Raw genomic sequence first — 18,608 nt, forward strand, 5'->3', positions numbered from 1 at the left:
TCAACGCACCGCCCGCGACCCCCTCCCCACTCCCGCCACCGAGTCCCGCACCACCACATGCGTCCCCAGCAGCAGGTGCTCGCCCCTCGCGTCCGGCGCCCGGCCGAGGACCGTGCGGACGGCGAGGCGGCCCAGCTCCTCGTACGGGACGTGGACGGTGGTCAGGGCCGGGTACAGGTCACGGGCGAAGGGGATGTCGTCGTAGCCGGCCAGCGACACGTCGCCCGGCACGTCCAGGCCCGCCTCGTGCAGCGCGGTCAGGGCGCCGGCGGCGACCATGTCGGTGGCGGCGACCACGGCCGTGAAGTCCAGCCGGTCGTCGAGGGCCCGCCGCATCAGGCGGTGTCCGGAGTCGCGGGTGAAGTCGCCGTGCAGGATCAGCTCCGGATCCGGTGCCAGCCCGCGGGCCCTGAGGGCGCCGGCGTAACCGCGTTCGCGGCCGAGCGCGGTGGTGTGGTCCGGCTTGCCCCCGAGGAACAGCACACGCTGGTGCCCCTGGGCGAGGACGTGCGCGACCAGGGCGTGGGCGCCGCCCTCGTTGTCGTACTCGACGACCGTCACCGGCGCGCCGGGGCCCAGCGGTGGGCGCCCGCACAGCACGAGCCGGGAGCCGGCCGAAGCCAGCGAGTCGGCGATGCGACGGGTGCGCTCGCGGTACTCGGGCGTGTCGGCGGCGCCGCCGACCAGCAGCACGGCGGCGGCCCGCTGGGCGCGCATCATCTCCACGAACTCCAGCTCGTGCCGCACGTCGCCCTCGGTGCTGCACACGAGGCACAGATGCCCGAGCCGGGTCGCCTCGCGCTCGACACCGTGCGCCATGTGGGCGAACGACGGCCCGGTGATGTCCTCCAGCACGAAGGCCAACGTGGGTGTCCCGGCCCCCGCGACCGCCTTCGCCCGGGCGTCGGCCACGTAGTCCAGGTCGCGCACCGCCTGCAACACCCGGGTCCGGGTCTCCCCGCTCACCGGGTACACCCCGCCGAGCACCCTCGACACGGTCGCCGCGGACACCCCCGCGCGGGCCGCCACGTCCCGGATGGTGCTGCGTGCGGCGTCCCCGCTCTTCCTCGTCATCCCCGCCCTCCCCTCGGAAACCCGGCGGCAACCGGTTTCCCCAGCGGAGGCTAGCAGCGCGGGCCGTATGACGCGGGGGCTACCTCCGAGGTTTCCCCTCGACGGGGGACGCGGGGCGGCGAGTCACGCCGACGTCAGCGTCCGTGCGATCGACGCGATCGCCCGCGGCCCCACGCGGCAGCACCCGCCGATCAGACGGGCACCGGACTCCCGCCAGCCCAGGACCTGTTCGGGGGCGAAGGTGGAGCGGCCGCTCCAGGCGCGGGCCTCGGCGTCCCAGGCCTCACCGCTGTTCGGATAGACCACGACGGGCTTGCCCGTCACCCGCGCCGCGATCGCGATCGCGCCGTCGACGTCCTCGGGGGCACAGCAGTTCACGCCGACGGCGATCACCTCGTCCGCGTCCGCGGCGAGGGCGAACGCCTCCTCCAACGGCTGCCCGGCGCGCGTGCGTCCGCCCGCGACGCTGTACGACAGCCAGGCCGGCACCCCGAGCCCGCGCACCGCCCGCAGCAACGCCTCGGCCTCGTCGGCGTCGGGCACGGTCTCCAGCGCCAGCACGTCCGGCCCGGCGGCGGCCAGTACCTCGAGCCGCGGCCGGTGGAAGCGTTCCAGCTCCGCCACCGTGAGCCCGTAACGGCCCCGGTACTCGGAGCCGTCGGCGAGCATCGCGCCGTACGGCCCCACCGACGCCGCCACCCACAGCGGGTGCGCGAGCCCCTTGTCACGGGCCCGGCGGGCCGCCTCGCGGGCGAGCTCCACGCTCAGCGCGAGCAGCCGCACTCCCTCGGCGCGGTCGATGCCGCGCCGGGCGAACCCATCGAAGGTGGCCTGGTAGCTGGAGGTGATCGCCACGTTCGCGCCCGCCTCGAAGTAGGCGAGGTGTGCCTCGGTGACGGCCTCGGGCCGCTCGGCGAGCAGCCGCGCCGACCACAGCTCGTCGCTGAGGTCGTGCCCGGCCGACTCGAGCTGGTTGGACATGCCGCCGTCCAGGACGACGGCCCCCGAGGCGAGCGCCTCGGCGAGCGTGAGGGCGTGCGGGGTAGGGGTGTCGCTGGTCATGACCCGACGCTAGTCGAAGCGGCCGGGGACGGCCCCACCTGTCCGGCCAGTGAACGCGATGCCCGCGATGCGGGACGGCGACCGCGTGACGGTGAGGCGCCGTCGGCCCCCTGCTCCGGAACCGTGAGGTGCCGCCACCGCCCGCACGGCCCGGCACCCCCCCGGCACGATCCGGCTCCCCCGGCGCTGTCCGGGGTCGCCGCATCGGTGGTGGCCTCCGCTGCGGCGGTGACCCGGCCCGGGCCGGCGGCGACCTCGCGCTATGCGGCGTGCCGCCCGCCCCCGCCGCGCCGAATCCTCCGCCGCCGTCGGGTCGCGGGCATGATGAGGCCGACCAGCATGCCGACGGCGAGGACGTAGGGCCACCAGCCGAAGCCGCCGCTGTCCTCCGTTCCGGCGCTGTGGGCGTCCGTCGTCTGCGGGCCCGAGCCGCGCTGGGCGCGCACCGCCGCCTCGCGGCTCGTGGCCGCCCTGAGGACGACGTCGTTGCCGTCGCCACCTCGGTAACTGATCCGGTAAACGGTGTCGGCGAGTTTCACCTCGCCGCCTTCCTCCAGCCCCTCGAAGGTGCCGGTGACGGGCGTGGGCCCGGTGTGGTCGAGCACGGTGATCTCCCGTGCCGGGGCGGTGCCGACCGCGGAGAGGTCGAGGCCGCCGGACAGCCGTACCCTGCCGTCCACCTTCAGGGGGGCTTCCCGCACGACCAGGTCGCCGAGTTCGGACTGGGTGTAGTCGCCGGTGACGGTGAGCCCGCCCGTGACGACACCCTCGTTGAGGACGCCGCCGGTCACCGTGCCCCCGCCGTCGAGCGTGCCGGCCACGCGCAGCGGCGTGCCGCCCGTGTCCAGGCGCGCCCCGGGCGAGGAGATGTGCACGGCGCGGCTGTTGACGAGCGTGGCACCGTCCCGCAGGGCCAGGGTCCCCCGTTGCACGGTCGTTGTCCCGGTGTACGTCACGCCGCTCCCGGTGAGTGTCGTGGTCGCGGCCCCGGACTGCACGAACGAGCCGCTGCCGCCGACCCGGGACAGGGAGATCGCCGTCTTCGTGTTGCGGACGACGAGCGTCCCGTCGTTCACGATGCGCCGCTGCAGCGTGCCGGTGAGCAGGGAGCCGTCGCCGCCCGCCGCGCCCGAGCCCAGACGCAGCACCGCGCCCTTCTCGACGGTGGTCGACCCGTCGTAGTGCTGGGCGGCGGCGAAGGTGACGTCGTTGCCCTCGGTGCCGGCGATGACGATGTCGCCGGCACCGGGTGCGGACAGGGTGTCGTGGAAGCGGCCGCCGCCGATGGGGGCGCCGAGGGTCACCGGGCCGTTGTAGTCGAAGGTGAGCTTCGAACGGGAGCGGGCCGCGAGCAGGTTGATGTACACGGTTTCCGCGGTGCCCGGCATGAAGATCTTGCTCGTGGTGCCGTTGCCCCACCGGACGTCGGCGCCCTTGATGTTGGTGCCGCGCTTGTTGACGTTCTTGCGTGCGGGCGTCCAGTTGAGGGCCGGGTCGCTGAGGGAGGGGTCGGTGTCGCCGCCCCGGTCCGACCAGCTGTACTGACCGGTGAGGACGACCCTGCCCCCGGGCCGGGACTGGACGTTGATGTCACTGCCGTACTCGCGCTGGTAGAAGTCCATGCCGAGGGTGACGGTCTGGCCGAGCGGGGTGTCCACGGTGAAGGTGCCCTGGTTGAGCACCTTGCGCACGCGGGGCAGCGACGTGGCGTATTCGGGCCGTCCGGCGTTCATCTGGGTGCCGTTGTCGATCACGCCGGAGAAGGAGTGGGTGCCCGACAGGTCCCAGGTGCCCCAGAGGAACCTCGGCTGGGTGATCAGTCCCGAGCCGCTGAGGGTGCCGAGGTTGTAGGCGCTGGTCAGGGACAGCCGCAGGGTGCCGTCGACCCGGATGTTGTCCTGGTTGAGCCGGAACGCCGGGGTGCCGTACGGGAAATGGCCGATCAGGCCGGTGGTTCCGCCGTTGCCGTACTGCAGCGTCGCGCCGCGCTCGACGGTGACGGCGGGCGGGTCGGGCCGGGTCACGGTGACGTACGGGTGGTTGCCGCCGAGGATCCGTACGGTCTGCCGTCGCCGTGACTCCGGCAGGGTGAAGTCGCTGTCCCGGGTGAGGACGAGGGTCCCGGTGCCGCGCACGGTGAGTGTGCCGGCGCCGCTGAACACCCCGTCGTACGTGGTCGTCCCGGCCGGCACGGTCACGACCGTGTCGCCGTCGAGTGTGACGTCCCGGTCCGCCAACACGTCGGCGGTCACGTCACGCGGGCCGGCGGCGAACGAGGGCGGGGCACCGAGCAGGAGGGCGGTGACGGCCAGTGCTCCGACGGCCGCCGCGGTCTTTTGGGTATGGCTGCGCACATCATCGGAGACGGATCGCCCACCCGGCGGATAACAGAAATCTCGCGGGCAGCGGGTTTGGTTTTGTCACCTCGGGTTCTTCTCGCGCGACCCGTTGACCTGCCCGTAACACGCGCTTACCTTTTCGGCGTTCGGAATGAAAGATCTTGTGCGAGATGGCGAACGTTTCTGTTCCGTTTTGTGTTCCCCCCACGTGCGGTGCCTGCGCCCAGCACGCGCAGAGCCCGCAGGAAGGCAGACCGCATGAGCCGCGACAACGCCCCGGCCGACCCCACCGGCCGCAGGCTGCTGCTGAAGGGCGCCCTGGCCTCGGGCGCCCTCACCGCGATGCCCACCGCCGTCGCCCACGCGGCGGGCCCGGCGGGCGCTGCGGCGGGCCCCCGCTCGACCGCCCCCTACGTCAACCCGCTCGTCCGCAACCGAGCCGACCCCCACATCCACCGCCACGCCGACGGCTTCTACTACTTCACGGCCACCGCCCCCGAGTACGACCGGGTCATCCTGCGCAGGTCCCGCACCCTGCGGGGGCTCGGGACGGCCGCCGAGTCCGTCATCTGGCGCAAGCACGCAAGCGGTGTCATGGGCGCGCACATCTGGGCGCCCGAGATCCACCACATCGACGGCTCTTGGTACATCTACTTCGCCTCCGCACCCGCCGAGGACATCTGGGCCATCCGGATCTGGGTCCTGGAGAACAGTCACCGCGACCCTTTCCAGGGCACCTGGGTCGAACGGGGGCAGCTGAAGACCGCCTGGGAGACCTTCTCCCTCGACGCCACCACCTTCACCCACCGGGGCACGCGCTACCTCGCCTGGGCGCAGCACGAGCCCGGCATGGACAACAACACCGCCGTCTGGCTGTCCGAGATGGCCGACCCGGTCACCCTGACGGGCCCTCAAGTGCGGCTCACCACACCGGAGTACGACTGGGAGCGCGTCGGCTTCAAAGTCAACGAAGGTCCCTCGGTGATCCGGCGCAACGGCCGACTGTTCATGTCGTACTCGGCCAGCGCCACCGACGCGAACTACTGCATGGGGCTGCTGACGGTCGGCGCGGACGCGGACCTCATGGACCCGGCGAACTGGTCCAAGTCCCCGGTCCCGGTGTTCACCAGCAACGACACCACCCGGCAGTACGGTCCGGGGCACAACAGCTTCACCGTCGCCGAGGACGGCCGCACCGACGTCCTCGTCTACCACGCCCGCCAGTACAAGGAGATCGTCGGCGATCCGCTGAACGACCCCAACCGCCACACCCGTGTCCAGCGCCTGCGCTGGAAGCCCGACGGCACCCCCGACTTCGGCGTCCCCGTCGCCGACACCGTGAAGTGAAGGAAGGTGTGTGAGATGAGACGCGCGTACGCGACCCTGCTCGCCCTCTGCCTGGCGCTGGCCGGCGCCCTCGCCACCGCGGGCCCGGCCCAGGCCGCACCCCAGACGATCACCAACGGCACCCAGTTCACCGACACGTCCGGCAACCCCGTGCACGCGCACGGCGGCGGTGTCCTCAAGGTCGGGAACTACTACTACTGGTTCGGCGAGCACCGCAACGCCGACAACACCTTCCGGTACGTGGACGCCTACCGTTCCACCGACCTGAAGAACTGGGAGTTCCGCAACCACGTTCTGACGCAGGCGAGCGCACCCGAGCTGGCCACCGCCAACATCGAGCGCCCGAAGGTCATGTACAACGCCGCCACCGGCAAGTTCGTGATGTGGATGCACAAGGAGAACGGCGTCGACTACAGCGAGGCGCGGGCCGCCGTCGCGGTCTCCGACACCGTGGACGGCGCCTACACCTGGAAGAGCAGCTTCCGTCCGCTCGGCCAGCACATGTCCCGCGACATCACCGTGTTCTCCGACACCGACGGAACCGGTTACATGATCTCCGCCGCCCGGGACAACTACGACCTGCACATCTATCGGCTCACGGCCGACTACACCGGCGTCGCGAGCCTGGTCGCCGACCCCTGGCACGGCGGGCACCGCGAGGCCCCCGCGCTGTTCAAGCGCAACGGCGTGTACTTCATGCTCACCTCGGGCGCCACGAGCTGGAACCCCAACCAGCAGCAGTACGCGACGGCGACCAGCATCGCCGGCCCGTGGACCGCGATGGCGAACGTCGGCGACTCCACGGCGTACGGCTCGCAGACCGCGTACGTCCTCCCCGTGCAGGGAAGCGGCGGCACCTCGTACCTGTACATGGGCGACCGCTGGGGCAACTCCTTCGGCGGCACCGTCAACGACTCGCGGTACGTGTGGCTGCCGCTGGCGTTCCCGACCTCGACCACGATGTCCATGTCCTGGTCGCCGGAGGTCACCGTCGACACCGCCGCCGGGACCGTCACCGGCACGAGCGCCGCGTACAACACGCTGATCGCCCGGCACAGCGGCCGGTGCGCCGATGTGACGAGCCAGTCGCTGTGGCAGGGTGCCCAGATCAAGCAGTACGACTGCAACGGCGGCACCAACCAGAAGTACTGGTTCAAGTCGGTCGGAAGCGGTTACTACCAGTTGGTGGTCAGGAACAGCTCCCTGTGTGTGCAGGAGAACGCGAACACGGTCACCCAGGAGAACTGCAACGCCTCGGCCACCGCCCAGCAGTGGTCGCTCACCACGACCGGGAGCTACGTCAACGTCAGATCCCGTGCGAGCGGTGAGTGCCTCGACGTGAACGGTGCTTCCACCGCCAACGGTGCCGCCGTCATCACGTACACGTGCAACGGCGGCACCAACCAGCAGTGGACACGAGGCACCTGATGAACGGTCGGCTCGTCAGGGCAGCAGGTCGATCGCGTCGATCGCGGTCCCGGCGCTGAGGAAGCCGGTCGACCCCGACCCGCTCACCACGTCGATCCTCAGCACGTTGTACTGGCTGGTGTCGGTGCGCCAGGCACCGGCCGGCACGCTGTAGGTGAACGTGTGGTTGTTCCCCCGGTAGGAGCCGTCGGTCAACGACCGGGTGTTCGGCTGGGTGGGCGGGGAGGGGACGGCCGAGGTCCAGGTGTCGTCGACGGTGACCTGCGGCCCGCCGTTGGCGTAGGCCGTCGCCACGCCGATGCGCAGGGTGTGCGCGGCGGCTGCCTGCGCCGCGGTCAGCCTGAGAGAGATGAGCAGGCCGCTGTTGACGTCCTTCCAGAGGTGGCAGAGGAAGGCGGAGGCCTCGCCGCCGCTGCCCATCACGGTTGCCGGTCCAGACGGCGGCCCGGACGTCCGACGGATGCGCGTACGTCATCTGGTCGGCGTTCTTGAAACCGCTTGGCGTGCCGGTCCAGTCGTTGATCCGCCAGATCGCGCTCGCCTTGCTCGCGTCGTTGGAGGAGGGGACCGCGAAAGGGCTTTCACGCGCGGGAGGTCGGTAGTCGTGTGAGATGAGCCCAAGGTCTAGAAAGCGCTTGCGGGAGGCGGTACGGTCCAGCCGCCAGGCCCTGATGCCGTGATGGAGGAGCCGTAGTGAGACGTTTCACCACAGCCGTACTGGCGGCGCTGACCTTGACCACCGCCCTGACGGCCGTGCCCGCCGCCCAGGCCCACACCGGCCGCCCGGCGCTCGGTGCCGACCACTGCACGGAGACCGCGTGCCACTTCGACGTCCCGCCCGGCACGTACGACGTGACGGTCCTGCTCGGCGGCGAGGCGGCGTCCAGCACCGCGATCAGTGGTGAGGCCCGGCGCTCGCTGCTCCCGGAGACGGCCGTCCCGGCCGGTGAGCGCGTCGCGCGCAGCTTCACCGTGAACGTCCGCACTCCCGAGGGCGAACCGACCGGCCCCGCGGGGACTCCCGGCCTGGACCTGGCGATCGGCGGCACGACCCCGGCGCTCGACGACATCCGCGTCACCCGCGCGCGCCACGCCCGCCAGATCTTCCTGGTCGGCGACTCCACCGTCTGCGACCAGCCCGGCGACCCCTACTCCGGCTGGGGCCAGCAGCTCCCGCGGTACCTGCGCAAGGGGGTCTCCGTCGCCAACTACGCGGACTCCGGGGAGAGTACGGTCACCTACCTGGGGAACCCGCAGCTGTGGGCCACGGTGCGGCCGCAGATCCGCCGGGGCGACCTGGTGCTGATCCAGCTGGCTCACAACGACAAGACGACCGACGAGGCGACCTACCGGGCGAACCTCGAGGCCCTTGTGGCGGGCGTCCGCGACAAGGGTGGCGAGCCGGTTCTGGTCACCCCGATCGTGCGCCGCTGGTTCAACGCCGACGGCACCCTGAACAACGGCACCGCCCTGCTGGTCAACGGCCTCGGCGTCGACCATCCGGCCGTGATCCGCTCGGTCGCCGCCGCACGGGGCGTCCCGCTGATCGACCTCACCGCGAGGACCAGGGCGCTGGTGGAGTCCCTCGGCGTCGAAGGCTCCAAGGCGCTGTACCTCTACAACGAGAAACGGGACAACACCCACACCTCTGTGCGAGGCGCCACGGAATACGCGCAAGTCGTCCGCGACGAACTCGTCGCCCTGCACCTGGTGCCCAAGGGTGCGGTGCGGGCGGGATGAACCCCTGGGGGCGGCCCGACCGGAACCGGACCGCCTCCAGGTCCTGACCCGGGGCGGCTCGGACGACGGGCCCCGACCTGCTCGGACGGGACCGCGTTCCGCAGGTGGGCGCCGCCCCTCGTGGGCGCGCCTGCCGCTCGTGGTCGTCCCCGTCGCCGCCGGCCGTACCGACCCTCCCTCGCCGCCCGGCCGGCCGGGACCGGGGACGTCTGCCCCCACCGCCCCGGTGAACCCCGCCCGACCCCGTCGCCGCACCCGCTCCGCCCCCGGCCCCACGGAAAGACACCGCCGATGCACCTCCCGCCGCCCGACCGGACCCTCAGCCCGTACACCGGCTACACCCGCGCCCACTGGGAAGCGGCCGCCGACGCCCTGATCGCCGCCGTGGAGCCTTACGCCACCGAGGATCGCGCCCTCTACCACTTCCCCGGCGACCGCACCGGCTCGGCCGGGCGGCTCTCCGACGGCCTGGAGGGATACGCCCGCACCCTGCTGCTCGCCGCCTTCCGGCGCGACGAGACGGCGCTCGGCCGCTACGCCGAGGGCCTCGCGGCCGGCGTCGGGGGGCGCTGGCCGCGCATCGAGGACCGGGGGCAGCCCCTGGTCGAGGCTGCCTCGATCGCGCTCGCCCTGCGGCTGACCCGGCCACTGCTGTGGGACCGGCTCGACGACGGCGTACGGCAGCGGACCGCCGCCTGGCTCGCGGACGCGCTCACGGCGGAACCCTGGCCGTGCAACTGGGAACTGTTCCCGGTGACCGTCGGCAGTTTTCTGTATGCAGTCGACTGTGAATCGGATCTCGCCCACAAGGCCGTCGACCGCGGCCTTGACCGCATCGAGCAGTGGTACCTCGGCGATGGCTGGTACACCGACGGCGCCGTCCACGCCCACGACTACTACAACGGCTGGGCGATGCACCTCTACCCGGTGCTGCACGCCTGGCTCGCCGACGACCCCCGGCTGCTGGACCTGTACGGCGGCCGGCTCTCCCGGCACCTCGTCGACTACGCCCGTCTGTTCGGCGGTGACGGCGCGCCGATGCACCAGGGCCGCTCGCTCACCTACCGCTTCGCCACCACCGCCCCCCTGTGGCTGGGCGCCCTGACCGGCCGCACCCCGCTGTCACCCGGCGAGACGCGTCGCCTCGCCTCCGGTGCGCTGAAGTACTTCCTGGAGCGGGGCGCCGTCGACGAACGCGGTCTGCTGACCCTCGGCTGGCATGGACCCGACCCGTCCGTCCTCCAGGCCTACTCGGGCCCGGCCTCCCCCTACTGGGCGAGCAAGGGCTTCCTCGGGCTGCTGCTCCCTGCGGACCACGAAGTGTGGACGGCACGCGAGGAGCCGGGCCCGACGGAGCGGGCGGACGCGGTGACGCCCGTCCACGCCCCCAACTGGCTTCTGCAGTCGACCCGTTCGGACGGTCTGGTCCGCCTCCACAACCACGGCAGCGAGGACGTCCGCTACGACCCGTACTACACACGGCTGGCGTACTCGACGGTGACGCGGCCGTCGGAGACGTACGACAACAGTGTGTTCGTCGGCGGTGACCCCGGCCGCACCGGGATCGAACCGCTCGGCGCAGGGGACGGCTGGGTGGCGTCGCGGCACACGGCGGGGGCCGACGGGACAGCCCGGGTGACCAGCGTGGTGCTCGCCCACGGGGCGGCCGAGGTGCGGGCCCATCTGGTGACGGGTGCGCCGCCCGGGACGCCGGTGCGGGTGACCGGATGGGCGGCGCGTGGCGGGGCGCGGGCCGACCTGCTGCCCGTCGCCGGACTGACCGGCTCCCTCACGGGCACCACCGCCGACGGCCCCACCCTCTTCGTCGCACTCGCCCGCCTCACCGCCGAACCGGAACCCGTCCCGCTGGAGGAGACCGTTTCCGTGCACGTGGAGTGCGCGGAGTCGGTGGAGTCGGCGGACGACGGGAAGAGCGAGGGTGTGTACGACATGCGCGTCCACTGGAGCGGAGGCCCGGAGGTGCTGGTGCGGCTGGCAGGCACGGCGGCCGACGCCCGGGACGCCGTACGGGTCAGCACAACGGGGTGACCGTGCTACCCCGGCCGACCGCGAGTCGGCCCGCCCGTGCCCCGGCCGACCGTGCTTCGGCCGGCCGAGGGGCGGCATCATCGGGGGCGCACGGATCGGCTTTATCTCCGTTGCCGGGCAGGTGGGCGTGCAGAAGAATCCCTCGCATGACTTCCAGGATCCGTCATGTGACGATCGACAGCGCCGACGCCCACGCCCTCGCGAGCTTCTGGTCCAGGGTTCTCGGCCAGCCCCTCCACGAGGACGACGAACCGGGTGACGAGGAGGCGCTGATCGAGGCGGCGGGGCTGCTCTTCGTCACCGTTCCGGAGAGGAAGACGGTCAAGAACCGCGTCCACCTCGACCTCCAGCCGCAGGACCGCACCCGTGACGAGGAGGTCGACCGGCTGCTCGCCCTCGGCGCCACCCTCGTCGACGACCGCCGCAACCCGGACGGCACCGGGTGGGCGGTGCTCGCGGACCCGGAGGGCAACGAGTTCTGCGTGGAGCGCAGCGCCGAGGAACTGGCGGCGGGCTGAGCCGGGACGCGGGGCCCGCGGACAGGCCGGCCCCGCGTCCCGCCTCAGCGCGCCTGGTCCGCGCGCGGCCAGTGTGTGAGCGCCACGTGCAGGGCGTCGACCGCCTTGTCCCACGACCGCTGTACGTCCCGGGGCGCACCGAAGGCACCTCCGGCCTCCAGGGCGCAGTAGCCGTGGAAGGTGCTGCGCAGGAGGCGGACGGCGTCGGTGAGGTCGGGTTCGTCGAGGCCGTACGCGCGGAGCATGCCGTAGGTGATCTCGGCGGTGCGGCGCAGGGCGGGGGAGTCGGCGACCAGGACCTGGTCGACGGGGATCTGGGTGGCCGCGTACCGTCCCGGATGCTGCAACGCGTAGGCGCGGTAGGCGCCGGCGAAGGCGGCGAGCGCGTCCTGGCCGGCCCGCCCGGCGACGGCGTCGGCGATCCGGTCGATCATCTCGCCCCCGGCGAACAGCGCGAGGCGGGTGCGCAGGTCCCGGAGGTTCCTGACGTGGGAGTACAGGCTCGCGTCCTTGACCCCGAAGCGGCGGGCCAGCGCGGAGACGGTGACGTTCTCGAACCCGACCTCGTCGGCGAGGTCGGCGGCGGCTGCGACCAGGCGGTCGGAGGTGATGCCGGCTCGGGGCATGGGCGCGCCTTGCTTCTGGATCGGGCCTCGGCGGAGGTGGCGGACGTGCGGAACTGCGGGACGGCGGGTTGTGCTGGCGGGTTCCGGGCTGTGGGACGACGGGTTGTGATGGTGGTTCCGGACTGCGGGACGGCGGGTTGTTCTGACGGGGTTTCCGGACTGCTGGGCCGCGGGCTGTGCTGATGGTTCCGGACTGCTGGGCGCGACGGACCCGGGAGGATCTTAAGGGGTGCGGATGCGCGGGTCCCCGCCGTCCGGCGTGCGGCCGCACCCGGGGACCCGCGGCACGGTCGGCTCAGCCGACGGGCGCGTACACCACTCCCAGTTTGTCGATCTCGGTGCCCGACCGGCCCGTGAAGCCGACGATCTGCCAGCCGGACGGGGCCGTGAAGGTGCGTGTGTCCGAGGTCGCCGTGCCGCAGGAGAGGGTGCGGCCCCTGTCCGTGGTGAAGGCCGCGGAGAAGATCCGCGTCCGGCCGTCCTTCCGGCCCTGCGTCAGTTTCACCGAGGTGAGGTGCTCGCCGGGCGCCAGCGTCAGTGACGTCGCCGTGCCGCCCGCGCCTCCGTGGGCGAGGGTCGTGCCGCCGTCGTGGGTCAGGGACACGGCGTCCAGGCGGGACGCGCCGCGCAGGGTCAGCGTGCGCGGGGAGGGGGAGGACGGCAGGTCGTCCGCGTCGTTGAACGCCGTGCCGTGCGGACCGCCGAAGAAGTCGCTCGCCCGCAGGGACGGGTTCAGGGTGTACGAGAAGCCGACCGTGTGCGGGTAGTGGTCGGAGAGGTGCTTGCCGTCGGGGCGCAGGAAGCTCGCCCAGTCGTTGTGGTAGCGGGTGGCGTCGAGGGACACGAGGTCGCCGCCGCGGTAGAGGACCTTGTCGACCACCTCGCAGTCGTCGGTCGGCGCCGCAGCGTCACACACCAGGGCTTCACTGCCCTGCGCCGGTGCCCTACCGCCCTTGACCAGCTTCACCCAGGCGTCGGTGAGGCCGTTCTCGGTCAGGAGCGTGCGGATGTTGTCGCCGGTCCGCGTGTACCGCGTGTTGGTGTCGCCCATGACGATCACCGCGTTGCCCGACGAGTTCGCCTGGATGAAGTCCGACAGCTGCTCGATGTTGGCTCGGCGGGCGGCCAGGGCGGCGTCGGTGGTGTCGGCGTTGGTGTGCACGTTGTACACGTCCACGAAGGCGCCCTCGGCGAGGCGGACCCGGGCCAGGGTGAAGCCCTTCGGGGTCAGGCAGTCCGCGTTGGTGCAGTCGGTCCAGTCGACCCGCTGGAAGTCCTCGAAGGCGTGGTCAGACAGGGTGTTGAGGCCGTCGCCGAAGCCGGCCCCGCCGCTGGTGGCCGTGCGGTGGGGGTGGGTGTCGTGGGCGTAGAGGGCGGCGTGGTAGTTGAAGTCCTCCTGGACGTTCACGATGTCGTACGCGCCCAGGCGCTGTCCGATCAGCGGGGTGTTGGTCTCCGGGTCGCTGTCGCCGAGGCCGAGGGGAAGGCCCGCGATGTTGTAGGTGAGGACGTCGAACGATCCGGTCGTGGCCGCCGCCGCGGGCGTCGAGCCGGTGGTGGCGAGGCCGGTGACGGCCAGGGCGGCGGCCGCCAGGGTGCCGATCAGTCTTCTCATGGTGGGGGAGTCTCCGGTCGCAGGAGGCGCGGGCCCGGGCGCGGGGATGCACGTGCACGGGCCTCGCCGAACATGAACGAGGTTCAGCTTTGGGGGCAACCAGTGTGACGGACAAGCCCACTTGGGGAAACAGTGAGTGCCGATACGTTTCCCTTCGCCGCTTCGCCGCTTCGCCGCTTCGCCGCTTCGCCGCTTCGCCGCTTCGCCGCTTCGCCGCTTGGCCGCTTGGCCGCTTGGCCGCTTGGCCGCCTGGCCGCCTCGCTGTCTGGCCACCTGGCCGCCTCGCCTGCTCGCCGCCCCGATGGTGCGATGCGTGGCCGCGCGGCCGCCCCCGGGGGCTCACCGCTGCCTGCGGCCTCCCCGGCGGGGCCGGTGCAAGGTGTCCAGCGCGCCGATCGCCGCGCGGACGTGCGCCGGGTCCCGGGGACCGCGTCCGCCCGCGCACCACCACACCGGACGGTCGCCCTCCTCATGCACGTGCATCCCCACGCGGTGTTCCGCACACACGGGCCAGACCTGCCACAGGCACTCCGTCACGGTGTCCTGTGCGGCCTCGGCGACGGCGGCGAGGGCGACGGGCAGGGCGGTGCCGGTGCCGTGCGGGAGGTCGGAGCCGTGCCATCGGCCGTCGGGCAGGGCGACGTACACGTGCTCGCGCGTCGGCTCACCCGCCGTGCGGAGATCCGCCGAGCCGAAGCCACCGCCCTCCTGGTCCCGGGGCGGCAGTGCCAGCAGGCGCAGCGGGCCCCGGTCGGGCAGGAGCGCGGCCAGGTCGCGGTTGACCAGGGCAAGCGCCTCGTCCCACACCGGGTGCTCACCGGGCCGGACCTCGCGGGGGCGGAACGTGTCGAAGGGGTCGTGCATGGGCTCATCGTGGACCAGCCTCCGCGCAGGGGCACCCACGTTTCTGAGAGTTGACCCTCACAGTTCGCGGGAGCACACTCTCGCGTCATGGATTCGGGACATCGCTTCGGTGACGTGGAGGTCACCGACCCCAGGACCATGCGCGCCCTGGCGCATCCGGTACGGCTCGCCGTCCTCGAACGGCTCCGGCGGTACGGACCCGCCACTGCCTCCCAGCTCTCCCCGCACGTCGGTGCCACCCCGTCCGTGACCAGCTGGCACCTGCGCCACCTGGCCGGGTTCGGGCTGGTGCGCGACGCCGAGGGCGGCGGGGACCGGCGGGAGCGACGCTGGGAGGCGGTCGCGCGGGGCATCCGCGCCGAAGTGCCGGCCGTCGTCGACGACGGCGGGGGGCGGGCGGCGGTGACGCTGGACACGCGGATCGTCGTGACCGCCGAGGAACTGGCCGGACTCCGGCACGCCGTCGAGGAACTGCTCGCCCCGTACCTGACCCGGGAGGCCGAACGGCGCCCCGAGGGGGCACGCGGGGCGCGAATGGTGCTGTACGCCCTGCCGGAGGGGGTGGCGGAGCCGGAGGGCGCCGCCGAGCCGGACGGTGGGGCGACGCCGGACGGCGTGGCCGAGCCGGAGGGCGCGGAGCCGAGGGGCTTGGTGGAGCCGAACGGCGTGTCGGAGCCGGAGGGTTCGGTGCAGCCGAACGGCGTGGCCGACTGAGCGCCCGCCGGCGGGAGTGGGCGGCGCCTGCGACACCGCCCGTTCCCCCCGGGGGGCGAGTGTTCGGGCCGAGGTCAGCCCCCGCCCCCGGCCGTCACCCCGGCCGCCGCCCCGGCAGTCGCGTCGCCGGCAGCAGGGCCAGTGCCAGCAGGGCGGCGGCGACCAGGTAGGACGTACGGAAGCCGGACGGGTTCGGGCCCGCCGAGCCCAGGACGACCGAGACGAGCGCGGTGCCGACCGACGCGCACACCTGCGAGTTGATGCTCAGCGCGGTGCCCGCCGCGGCCATGCGGTCCCTCGGCAGGTCGCGGCTGGTGGCCGTGGTCGTCGGCATCAGCACCATCCCGGAGCCGATGCCCATCAGCACGGACGCGGCCACCGGCTGCCAGGCGGGTACCTCCGCCACCCCGGTCAGCAGTCCCGTTGCGGCCATGCCGAGCGCACCCACCGCGATGCCGGCCAGGATCAACCGGCGCGGGGACACCCGGTCGACGCGCCGGGCGGCGATCTGCATCGTCGTCCCGACGGCGAGCCCGACGGGTACTCCGAGCAGTCCCGTCGCGGTGGCGCTCCAGCCCCGCGCCTGCTGCCAGTACACCGGGCCGAGCAGCATCGACCCGAAGTAGCCGCAGGTGAACAGGGCGAGCGTGCCGATGCCGACGGCGAACGTCCGGTCGCCCAACAGCCGTAGTTCCAGCAGTGGGTGACGTATCGTCAGCGAACGGCGGACGAATCCGGCGACCAGCGCCGCCCCGGCGAGCGTCGGCAGCAGCACCCCCGGTGTCCCGAACTCGCCGTGTTCACCGCCCCGGGCCAGCCCGTACAGCAGCAGGGCGAGGCCCGGGGACAGCATCAGCAGGCCGGGGACGTCCAGCCTGGGCGGCGGTGTCGTCCCCCGGGGCGCGTCGGGACGAAGCAGCTTCGCGGCGAGCACGAGCGCCACCGCCCCGACGGGCAGGTTGACCAGGAAGATCCACTGCCAGGAGAGGGTGTCGAGCAGCCGTCCGCCGAGGACCGGGCCGGCCACCGGGCCGACCAGGACGGGCAGTCCGAGCAGTGCCATCGTGCGGCCGAACCGGTCCCGGTCGGCGACCGCCATCGTCATGCCCATCCCGACGGGCATCAGCAGCCCGCCGCCGAGTCCCTGCACGACCCGGAACGCGATCAGGCTGGGCGCGTCCCAGGCGCACGCCGCGAGCAGCGAGCCCAGCGTGAACAGCGTCAGTGCCGTCAGATAGGCGCGCTTGGCGCCGATGCGGGCCATCGTCCACGCGGCGGTGGGGACGACGGCGGCGAGTGCCAGCGTGTAGGCGGTGGCCGTCCACTGGATGGTCTCCAGCGGGGCGTCGAACGCCTCGGACAGGTCGCCCAGCGCGATGTTGACGATGGTCATGTCGAGCACCGACATCAGTGAGCCGGTGATCACCACGAGCAGCGTGCGGTTCAGGACGCTCGCGGAGGTGCCGGGCGGGCCGGAGGTGCCGGGCGGGTCCGGCGGTGCCTGAACGTTCCCGTCGGCGGCCCCGGTCGCGGTCATGTCCCCCGCCCCCTCAGCCCTGGTACGGGCGGGCCGTCCGGGCCTCGCGCAACGCCCGCCCCCACCAGGTGAGTTGGCCGAGCATGCCCTTGGCGGCACCCTCGCAGACGGCCGCGTCCCGGGGGGCGCCGTCCTCACCGAGGCCCGACCACGGCCCGTGCAGGCTGACGGCGTCGCGTACGGTCGTGGCGTGCAACTCGGCGAACACCTGCCGCAGTTGCTCCACCGCCCGCGTCCCGCCGGCCAGGCCGCCGTAGGAGACGAAGCCGACCGGCTTGGCGTGCCACTCGGTGTGGTGCCAGTCGAGGAAGTTCTTCAGCGCGGCCGGGAAGCTGTGGTTGTACTCGGGTGTGACCACGACGAACGCGTCGGCGGCGGCCAGTCGCGGGGAGACCTCCGCGAGCGCGGCCGCGGCCCGCGGGTCGGGTGAGCCGCCGAAAGCGGGCATCGCCAGCGGCAGGTCGACGTCGGCGAGGTCGACGACGTCCAGTTCCAGGTCGGTGTGGGCGGCGGCGGTGTCCAGGAACCAGTCGGTGACGGCGCGGCCCTGACGGCCCTCGCGGACACTGCCGACGATCACGGCGACGCGCAGCGGCGCATCGGCTCCGGTCGCGGCTCCGGTCATGGCTGCGGACATGGGGGTCCCCCTCGTTCTCGTTCTTCCTCGGGCCCGCCGGGGGCGGGAGGGCCGCGTTCTGCGGCCTGACGACCCTCAAGGTACAACGGTCGTTGTAGAAAGTACAATGGTCGTTGTAATCGGATGCGGGGCAGCGTGAGGAGACGGGTGTGACCGGCAGCAACGAGGCGTGGATGCAACAGGCGCTGCGCGACTTCCCGCCCCGCAAGGTGGAGAAGCGGGTCGCCATCGCGGGCGCGGCCTGCACGGTCTTCGGGCGGGAGGGTTATGCGCGCGCCTCGGTCGACGCGCTCGCCGCCGAGGCCGGGGTGTCGACGCGCACGCTCTACAACCACTTCCCCGGCGGCAAGGCCCAGCTCTTCAGCACCGTCGTCACCTGGACCTCGGCCGAGGTGAGGGACGCCCAACTGGCGCGCCTGGGGGCGGTGTTGGACCCCGGGCGGCCGCCCCGGCCGGAGGACCTGGAACGCGATCTCGTCGCTCTCGCCCGCAGCTTCGTCGCCCTCATGGCCGACTACCCGAACCACTTCGCGCTGGTCCGCCACATCCACGCCGAGGCCGACCACGTCCCCGCCGAGGTCCTGCGGGCATGGCGGGAGGCGGGGCCGCAGCCGGTCGGCCGGGCCCTCGCCGAGGCACTGGACGGCCTCGGCGCCGCCGGCCTGCTCGACCTGCACGGCGACCCGGCCCTGGCGGCCACGCACTTCGGCGCGCTGGTCTCCGACCTGATCACGCACCGGTCCCACTACGGCGTCCTGCCCCTGCCGAAGGAGCAGGTCGAGCACCTGATCACGGCGGGGGTGGCGACGTTCCTACGGGCCTACCGGAAGGCATGAGGGGCGGAGCGGACGGCGCCTCCCCGATGCGCGGGCCGGGGGTCGCGATCCCGGCCCCCGCCCCCTCGTCCCCGAGCCCCGCCCCCCTCGTCCCCGAGCCCCGCCCGCCGCGTCCCCCCTCACCTGCATGCGGCGGCCGGGAAACGCGGCGAGGCGCAGGCCGCCACCGCGCCCGGGGCCGCCTCCAGCAGCGTCCCGCCGGTGATCACGACGACCGGACAC

General features: G+C 72.8%; 15 protein-coding genes and 1 pseudogene. 7 read left to right on the top strand and 9 right to left on the bottom strand.

Translation table 11 applies throughout. From position 1 onward, the window contains the following. The 3 genes from ACZ4YY_RS04125 to ACZ4YY_RS04135 all read right to left on the bottom strand — a co-directional run bounded on the left by ACZ4YY_RS04125 (position 1) and on the right by ACZ4YY_RS04135 (position 4,490). Complete coding sequence (locus ACZ4YY_RS04125) at positions 1-1,074, bottom strand: LacI family DNA-binding transcriptional regulator (RefSeq protein WP_468283611.1); 1,074 nt, start codon at positions 1,072-1,074, stop codon at positions 1-3. Between the two features lie 123 nt (positions 1,075-1,197). After that, on the bottom strand, positions 1,198-2,136 hold the full coding sequence (gene mmuM / locus ACZ4YY_RS04130; protein ID WP_468283613.1) for a homocysteine S-methyltransferase: 939 nt from the start codon (positions 2,134-2,136) through the stop codon (positions 1,198-1,200). A gap of 260 nt (positions 2,137-2,396) precedes the next feature. Further along, on the bottom strand, positions 2,397-4,490 hold the full coding sequence (locus ACZ4YY_RS04135) for an autotransporter (protein WP_468283615.1): 2,094 nt from the start codon (positions 4,488-4,490) through the stop codon (positions 2,397-2,399). Between the two features lie 243 nt (positions 4,491-4,733). Between ACZ4YY_RS04135 and ACZ4YY_RS04140 the strand changes: the two genes are divergently transcribed. Beyond that, on the top strand, positions 4,734-5,822 hold the full coding sequence (locus ACZ4YY_RS04140; protein ID WP_468283617.1) for a glycoside hydrolase family 43 protein: 1,089 nt from the start codon (positions 4,734-4,736) through the stop codon (positions 5,820-5,822). 15 nt (positions 5,823-5,837) lie between these two features. Beyond that, entirely contained in the window at positions 5,838-7,250 is a 1,413-nt protein-coding gene (locus ACZ4YY_RS04145) for an RICIN domain-containing protein (RefSeq protein WP_468283619.1), read from the top strand. 15 nt (positions 7,251-7,265) lie between these two features. Here ACZ4YY_RS04145 and ACZ4YY_RS04150 read toward each other — a convergent pair. Then, positions 7,266-7,821, bottom strand: a pseudogene (locus ACZ4YY_RS04150) (polysaccharide lyase family protein); the annotation flags it as partial. Between the two features lie 122 nt (positions 7,822-7,943). On the opposite strand from ACZ4YY_RS04150, the gene ACZ4YY_RS04155 reads away from it, so the two are divergent. The 3 genes from ACZ4YY_RS04155 to ACZ4YY_RS04165 all read left to right on the top strand — a co-directional run bounded on the left by ACZ4YY_RS04155 (position 7,944) and on the right by ACZ4YY_RS04165 (position 11,557). Then, positions 7,944-8,990, top strand: coding sequence for a rhamnogalacturonan acetylesterase (locus tag ACZ4YY_RS04155; protein ID WP_468283621.1), 1,047 nt, complete (start codon positions 7,944-7,946; stop codon positions 8,988-8,990). A gap of 291 nt (positions 8,991-9,281) precedes the next feature. Next, a complete protein-coding gene (locus ACZ4YY_RS04160; protein WP_468283623.1) occupies positions 9,282-11,039 on the top strand; it encodes a DUF2264 domain-containing protein in 1,758 nt (585 codons plus the stop codon). 146 nt (positions 11,040-11,185) lie between these two features. Beyond that, positions 11,186-11,557 (top strand): VOC family protein, encoded by a 372-nt coding sequence (locus tag ACZ4YY_RS04165; RefSeq protein WP_468283625.1) that lies wholly within the window; start codon positions 11,186-11,188, stop codon positions 11,555-11,557. A gap of 44 nt (positions 11,558-11,601) precedes the next feature. Here the strand turns inward: ACZ4YY_RS04165 and ACZ4YY_RS04170 are convergent, their stop codons facing one another. From ACZ4YY_RS04170 to ACZ4YY_RS04180, 3 genes are all read right to left on the bottom strand, one after another. After that, positions 11,602-12,183: a TetR-like C-terminal domain-containing protein gene (locus ACZ4YY_RS04170; RefSeq protein WP_468283627.1), complete on the bottom strand. Its 582-nt coding sequence runs from the start codon at positions 12,181-12,183 to the stop codon at positions 11,602-11,604. A 295-nt stretch (positions 12,184-12,478) separates the two neighbouring features. After that, positions 12,479-13,798, bottom strand: a complete 1,320-nt coding sequence (locus ACZ4YY_RS04175) for a jacalin-like lectin (RefSeq protein WP_468283629.1) — start codon at positions 13,796-13,798, stop codon at positions 12,479-12,481. A gap of 339 nt (positions 13,799-14,137) precedes the next feature. Continuing rightward, positions 14,138-14,662, bottom strand: a complete 525-nt coding sequence (locus ACZ4YY_RS04180) for a hypothetical protein (protein WP_468283631.1) — start codon at positions 14,660-14,662, stop codon at positions 14,138-14,140. A gap of 87 nt (positions 14,663-14,749) precedes the next feature. Between ACZ4YY_RS04180 and ACZ4YY_RS04185 the strand changes: the two genes are divergently transcribed. Then, positions 14,750-15,376: an ArsR/SmtB family transcription factor gene (locus tag ACZ4YY_RS04185; protein WP_468283633.1), complete on the top strand. Its 627-nt coding sequence runs from the start codon at positions 14,750-14,752 to the stop codon at positions 15,374-15,376. Between the two features lie 94 nt (positions 15,377-15,470). Here ACZ4YY_RS04185 and ACZ4YY_RS04190 read toward each other — a convergent pair whose 3' ends face one another. Together ACZ4YY_RS04190 and ACZ4YY_RS04195 are read right to left on the bottom strand one after the other, a co-directional pair. Further along, positions 15,471-16,913, bottom strand: coding sequence for a DHA2 family efflux MFS transporter permease subunit (locus ACZ4YY_RS04190; protein ID WP_468283635.1), 1,443 nt, complete (start codon positions 16,911-16,913; stop codon positions 15,471-15,473). Between the two features lie 13 nt (positions 16,914-16,926). Continuing rightward, positions 16,927-17,550, bottom strand: a complete 624-nt coding sequence (locus tag ACZ4YY_RS04195) for an NADPH-dependent FMN reductase (protein WP_468283637.1) — start codon at positions 17,548-17,550, stop codon at positions 16,927-16,929. A 149-nt stretch (positions 17,551-17,699) separates the two neighbouring features. Between ACZ4YY_RS04195 and ACZ4YY_RS04200 the strand changes: the two genes are divergently transcribed. Continuing rightward, on the top strand, positions 17,700-18,386 hold the full coding sequence (locus tag ACZ4YY_RS04200) for a TetR/AcrR family transcriptional regulator (protein ID WP_468283639.1): 687 nt from the start codon (positions 17,700-17,702) through the stop codon (positions 18,384-18,386). Positions 18,387-18,608: the final 222 nt, after the last annotated feature.

The organism is Streptomyces sp. NPDC030143, assembly GCF_055573695.1.

What these genes read in the sequence shown, in the direction of transcription:
- ACZ4YY_RS04125 (WP_468283611.1), bottom strand. Translation starts at nt 1,074, where the DNA reads ATGACGAGGAAGAGCGGGGACGCCGCACGCAGCACCATCCGGGACGTG.
- mmuM (WP_468283613.1), bottom strand. Translation starts at nt 2,136, where the DNA reads ATGACCAGCGACACCCCTACCCCGCACGCCCTCACGCTCGCCGAGGCG.
- ACZ4YY_RS04140 (WP_468283617.1), top strand. Translation starts at nt 4,734, where the DNA reads ATGAGCCGCGACAACGCCCCGGCCGACCCCACCGGCCGCAGGCTGCTG.
- ACZ4YY_RS04145 (WP_468283619.1), top strand. Translation starts at nt 5,838, where the DNA reads ATGAGACGCGCGTACGCGACCCTGCTCGCCCTCTGCCTGGCGCTGGCC.
- ACZ4YY_RS04160 (WP_468283623.1), top strand. Translation starts at nt 9,282, where the DNA reads ATGCACCTCCCGCCGCCCGACCGGACCCTCAGCCCGTACACCGGCTAC.
- ACZ4YY_RS04165 (WP_468283625.1), top strand. Translation starts at nt 11,186, where the DNA reads ATGACTTCCAGGATCCGTCATGTGACGATCGACAGCGCCGACGCCCAC.
- ACZ4YY_RS04170 (WP_468283627.1), bottom strand. Translation starts at nt 12,183, where the DNA reads ATGCCCCGAGCCGGCATCACCTCCGACCGCCTGGTCGCAGCCGCCGCC.
- ACZ4YY_RS04175 (WP_468283629.1), bottom strand. Translation starts at nt 13,798, where the DNA reads ATGAGAAGACTGATCGGCACCCTGGCGGCCGCCGCCCTGGCCGTCACC.
- ACZ4YY_RS04180 (WP_468283631.1), bottom strand. Translation starts at nt 14,662, where the DNA reads ATGCACGACCCCTTCGACACGTTCCGCCCCCGCGAGGTCCGGCCCGGT.
- ACZ4YY_RS04185 (WP_468283633.1), top strand. Translation starts at nt 14,750, where the DNA reads ATGGATTCGGGACATCGCTTCGGTGACGTGGAGGTCACCGACCCCAGG.
- ACZ4YY_RS04190 (WP_468283635.1), bottom strand. Translation starts at nt 16,913, where the DNA reads ATGACCGCGACCGGGGCCGCCGACGGGAACGTTCAGGCACCGCCGGAC.
- ACZ4YY_RS04195 (WP_468283637.1), bottom strand. Translation starts at nt 17,550, where the DNA reads ATGTCCGCAGCCATGACCGGAGCCGCGACCGGAGCCGATGCGCCGCTG.